At 59.8% G+C, this 4733-nt stretch carries 6 protein-coding genes, 1 pseudogene and 1 riboswitch; of the genes and pseudogenes, 2 read left to right on the forward strand and 5 right to left on the reverse strand.

What is annotated here, in order from left to right; translation table 11 throughout:
* Window positions 1-566 (forward strand): hypothetical protein (locus Q0X21_RS09965; protein ID WP_297851724.1); only part of this gene is annotated, 566 nt, incomplete at its 5' end.
* Between the two features lie 120 nt (window positions 567-686).
* Entirely contained in the window at window positions 687-1586 is a 900-nt protein-coding gene (locus tag Q0X21_RS09970; RefSeq protein ID WP_297851725.1) for an alpha/beta fold hydrolase, read from the forward strand.
* A 60-nt stretch (window positions 1587-1646) separates the two neighbouring features.
* Here the strand turns inward: Q0X21_RS09970 and tenA are convergent, their stop codons facing one another.
* The 5 genes and pseudogenes from tenA to Q0X21_RS09995 form a co-directional block, all read right to left on the reverse strand.
* On the reverse strand, window positions 1647-2309 hold the full coding sequence (tenA, locus tag Q0X21_RS09975; protein WP_297851726.1) for a thiaminase II: 663 nt from the start codon (window positions 2307-2309) through the stop codon (window positions 1647-1649).
* A 5-nt stretch (window positions 2310-2314) separates the two neighbouring features.
* Window positions 2315-2974, reverse strand: a complete 660-nt coding sequence (locus Q0X21_RS09980) for a TenA family protein (protein WP_297851727.1) — start codon at window positions 2972-2974, stop codon at window positions 2315-2317.
* A 39-nt stretch (window positions 2975-3013) separates the two neighbouring features.
* Window positions 3014-3112, reverse strand: a riboswitch (TPP riboswitch).
* Window positions 3113-3166: 54 nt separating this feature from the next.
* On the reverse strand, window positions 3167-3613 hold the full coding sequence (locus Q0X21_RS09985; RefSeq protein WP_297851728.1) for a DUF6918 family protein: 447 nt from the start codon (window positions 3611-3613) through the stop codon (window positions 3167-3169).
* Window positions 3614-3839: 226 nt separating this feature from the next.
* Entirely contained in the window at window positions 3840-4250 is a 411-nt protein-coding gene (locus Q0X21_RS09990) for a hypothetical protein (RefSeq protein WP_297851729.1), read from the reverse strand.
* Between the two features lie 37 nt (window positions 4251-4287).
* A pseudogene (locus Q0X21_RS09995) lies at window positions 4288-4733 on the reverse strand (hypothetical protein); the annotation flags it as partial.

Below are 4733 nucleotides of genomic sequence, written 5' to 3' on the forward strand. Positions count from 1 at the left end.
AGCCGACGGATCCTGAGGATCCGACCAAGCCGGGTTCCTCCGGTAACGAGACTGTGAAGCGTTGCTTCGGTAACGCAGTGCGTTCCCCGCTGCTGTGGATCCTCCCGATCGGCCTGCTCGCAGGCCTGGGCGGCAAGCTGGTCCAGCCGTACATCGGCCAGGTCCAGGGTCAGCTCAACGCAATGAATGCGCAGATCCAGGAGCAGATCCGTCGTAACACTCCGGACTTCGGTTTCGGTCACGGTGGTCACAACAACGATCAGTTCAACGAGATTGCTCGTCGAGTGAACGAGGCCAATGCGCAGCTCCAGGGCTACGCAAATGACCCGAACATCCAGAAGATTGGTCAGGCAGCCGGTGTCATCCTGGCAATGGTTGCTGCAGGCGCTGTCCTCTACGACTGGTGCTCCGCTCCGGTGGGCGACGCTAAGACCTCCATCGGTAGTGATGGTTCTTCCAAGACCGATGATTCTGAGTCGAGCGAGAACAGCAACTCCTCCAAGCAGGACAACGGTTCCTCCAACAAGGAGAATGGTTCCTCCCGCAACGAGGCTGCTGAGAACTAAACAAAATCCCTCCGCATCCTCCTCATGAGGAGCATGCGGGAGGTGCCTGACGGCCGTTCAAGCAAGAGCTTGGGCGGCCGTTTCCGCTTATCTAGGTCTGTGATCTGGCACACTATCTGCATGAGCGAAAACAGTCATCGAAGCGACTACACCTTCGTCAACGCCTATGTGAACCTGCCGGATGGATCTACCTCGCCGGTATACGTATTTCCTCCCCAAGTGGAGACGGATGAAGAGTCGATGCCACTCGTAGCGATCTGGCCGGGTTTCGGCATGGGGGCGCGTTATTTCCGACCGACTGCGCAGGAGCTCGCAAACCGTGGCTACCCGGTGGTGATCGGTGAACTTCGTGGGCAGGGTCGCAGCTCCGCGAAGGCATCGCGTAAGGGGCGTTGGGGCTACCACGACACTGCTTCGCAGGACTATCCGGGAACGATCCGGGCGGCGAAAGAAGAGCTCGGGCTTCCTGTTGACCACCCGACGCTATTGCTCACTCACTCCATGGGTGGTCAGGTCGCATCCCTCTTCCTCGCACGTCCGGAGGCGAAGGAACTCAATGTGGTGGGTCTGATGGGCGTGGGCACCGGTAGCCCCTACAAAGAGAGCTTCGTGGGTGCGGACCGACGTCGTGTGGCCTATGGCAGCTTGTTCATGACGGCCGTGTCCTCGGTCGTCGGGTACTGGCCTGCGGGACGTGTGGACTTGGCGGGTTATGGCCGCCAGTCTGCTGTGCATGTGAAGGAATGGACACGCTTCGCGCACTCAAACTCCCTGGCGAACCTGAAGGGCCAGGATATTGATTACGAAGCTCGGATGAAGGACGTCGACGTCCCGATCCTGCTGACACGTTTCACTGACGATGATGACTGCACGCTCGCGTCCGCGGCGTATCTGGCGGATAAATTCAACCCGGACAATGTTCATGTTGAACAGCTCATCGGTGGACTCGGCCACACTAAATGGGCACGTAAACCGGAGCGAGTCGCTGACCGGTTAGATAAGTTTGTAGCTTCTCTGTAGCGCAGAAAAGCGGCCGCTCGGGGTGGGGCGGCCGCTTTAAACGTCGATAAGCGAAACTGCTTATGCGTCGAGTGCCTGCTGCCAGAAATCAGCCTCGAGACGGGTAGCGGTGCGGAAGATGTCCACGAGGCGCTCGAAACGCTTCGTACCCTTGATCTCCTCGGCGGGGACGCCCAGCAAGTCGTCAAGAAGCGTGGTCATGTACTTGGCCTGGTTCTGGAAATCATCGCCGGCGTACTCCTGGATCCACTCTGCATACGGGTGGTCCGGATTCTCCTTCAGCTTCGGCTCCAGGTACGTGCCGATCTCGGCGTATCCGATCTGGCACGGCGCGAGCGCGATCTGCAGCTCCAACAGGTCGCCTGCCATACCGGTGTCTAGCACGTAGCGGGTGTAAGCGACCGTGGACTTCTTCTCCGGTGCGCGGTCCAGCTCTTCGCCGGTGATGCCCCAACGCTCGGTGAGGCGGCGGTGCAGATTCGTCTCATGAATCGTGGCGGACAGACCCTTCGCTGCGGCCTCGACCTCGCCCAATGTGCGGGACTTGTACGCGGCAAGCGCATTCGCGCGGGCGTACTGAACGAGGAAGAGATAATCCTGCACGAGGTAGTCCTGGAAGACGGGGAGGGGGAGTGTGCCCTCGCCGAGATCCTCAACGAATTTGTGGTGGATGTACGCGTCCCACTCGGGCGCGTCCTGCTTGAGTAGTTCCAAAAGATTCATGATTTTTACACCTCTAGTGGTTGCTCGTAGGAATTGTTGAAGAAGTCCAGTTCCAGCGCCACAGCGCGGCCGAAGTATTCGGTGATGACCTTGCGGTCCTCCTCGCTGCGCTCGCCCAAGCGGTCGACTTCGCTGCGGAGGAATGCGACGAGGTCGTGGAATTCGGGGTAGTCGTGCAGCTCGATCCATTCGTTGTGCACGAAGCTCTCCGGGCGTTGTTCTGGGGCCTTGATGGCCCAGTCGAGGTACAGCCATTCCGCGACGACCAGGACGCCGAGTGCGGCTGCGTACGAGCGGGTCTCGGCTGCCTCGCGCATCAGACCGGTGAAGCCGGTACATGCTGGGGAATCCGGAGTGTTCTCGCGCTGCTCATCGGTGACACCGAGGGCCTCGAAAGAGCGGAGGAAATACGTGTTCTCATCACCGGCGACCTCACCGATGAACTGGGAGAGACGCAGGCGCGGTGCCAGATCATCCGCCGTGGACATTGCTGCACCGAGCAGCTGCAAAAAGCTGTCCAGGAAGCGGTAGTCCTGGACCAGATAACCGGCCATCACGCCGTCATCGATCGTGCCGGCAAAAAGCTCCTGCACGAAGCGGTGGTTTACTGCGGCATCCCACGTTTCCCGGTGGGTGTCACGCAGTTCTTCGCTGAATCTACTCAATTTTTGTGTCCTTCCAGTTGGGTGAAACTAGGGGGACACAGGGTGATCCCAAGACGATCCCTACGCGAATTCGAATTCGTTCAGGTTCAGCGGGTGTGATCTCAGCCCTGCATATGCGGGGCACCCCGTGTCTTGCTCGACCACGCTACCAAGAATTATCCGGTGGTGGATCGAGTATGAGCGGTAATGCGTTTACTGTGCGTGGCGCTCGATGATGTTGCCGAAATCAGGCAGTGCCGGCGCAACGATCTTGGCTACCTTGCCGCGCATGGAGGAATAAACCTTTTGCACGGGGGCCGGTGCGCGGTCAGCGAAAGAATCGCCGATTTTTAGCACGGACTCGGTGACGCTGTCCTCGTTGTCAGCGAGGTGCGCACCAAAGCTGTCCTTGCTGGAAGCTTCGTATGCCTCCCAGTGGGGCTTGAGCTCCTCAACGATGCTGGGCATGAGCTGGTTGATGCCCTTGCTCAGTGCATCTGCATCAGCCTTCTTGGCCGCCCCAACAGCAGATTTCAACGCCATGCCGGTCAGGCCCGACTGGTTAGCAATGGTCTTCTCCGCCAGCTCGGTCAGGTCGGCGACGACCTCGGTGCGGGTGGGGGAGTTCAAAAGCGAATTCAAGTCAGTCACGCGCACCATCTTAACCGCTGTAAGTGGTGTTGAACTGGTGCCGTGGCGTCCCACAGCAATAGGAAAAGGTCCCGCTAACACACGTTTTAGTGTCCGCGGGACCGTTGATTCCCATTCAAGTTGCAGTTCTTCCGCCACAGGTTCACATGAATCACTGCAACCACAACAGTCACAAATGTAACAAATCTTTCAGATCAGCGCTACATAAGGTGGGGGAGTATCTCTATTGCGCCTTCTACTGGCCCTGTTGCTGCTGCTTCTGGCCCTGCTGGCCCTGCTGGCCCGGCAGCGGAAGAACATTTTGAAGATCCTTCAGCGCCTGGTCCTGGAAGGCCAGCCACTGCTTATTCGCCTTCTGCAGTTCCTTCTGGATCGGCGGGTACTGCGCGATCGCACCGAGCACCGCCAAGGTTGCTGCCGCAGCCAGGAACACCGAGATCGGTGCCGAACCGGTGTATGCACTGCCGAATGGCGGCTGCTTCGGCACTTCGTATCCGTCAGGGATCTGATCCGCGTTGTCCCGGTTCCTCGTCACCGAATTCGACGACGAGCTGGATCCCTCGCCCTCTGCCGCGGTAGCGACAGGAGCAACGAGCAGTGACGCGGACAGGGCGGCCGCCAAGGCGGTAGACGTGAGCTTTTTCATGCCCCGCATCTTACCGCCCAGCGAATCGCGCCAAGGATTAGAACGGACGGATTCCGTTGTCCTTCATCCAGTTCCATGCCGCGAATCCCAGACCACCCAGGACACCCAGCACCAGCAGCACGATGCCGATAATGCCGCCCGTGGACGAACCCTCAATGGAGGAGTCACCCGCATTAGCGTCATCGTCCGCGTCATCATCACCCGGCTCAGACGGCTTGGTCGGTTCCGTTGGCTCGGTGGGCTCGGTCGGCTCGGTCGGCTCGGTCGGCTCGGTGGGCTCGGTGGGCTCGGTCGGCTCGGTGGGCTCGGTGGGCTCGGTCGGCTCCGTTGGTTCCGTCGGCTTGGTCGGTTCCGTCGGCTTGCTGGGTTCGGTCGGCTCACTCGGCTCCGTTGGCTCGGTCGGTTCCGTCGGCTCAGACGGCTTGGTTGGCTCAGACGGCTTGGTTGGCTCAGACGGCTTGGTTGGCTCAGACGGCTTGGTTG

Source organism: uncultured Corynebacterium sp., from assembly GCF_947253065.1.
Lineage (GTDB): Bacteria > Actinomycetota > Actinomycetes > Mycobacteriales > Mycobacteriaceae > Corynebacterium.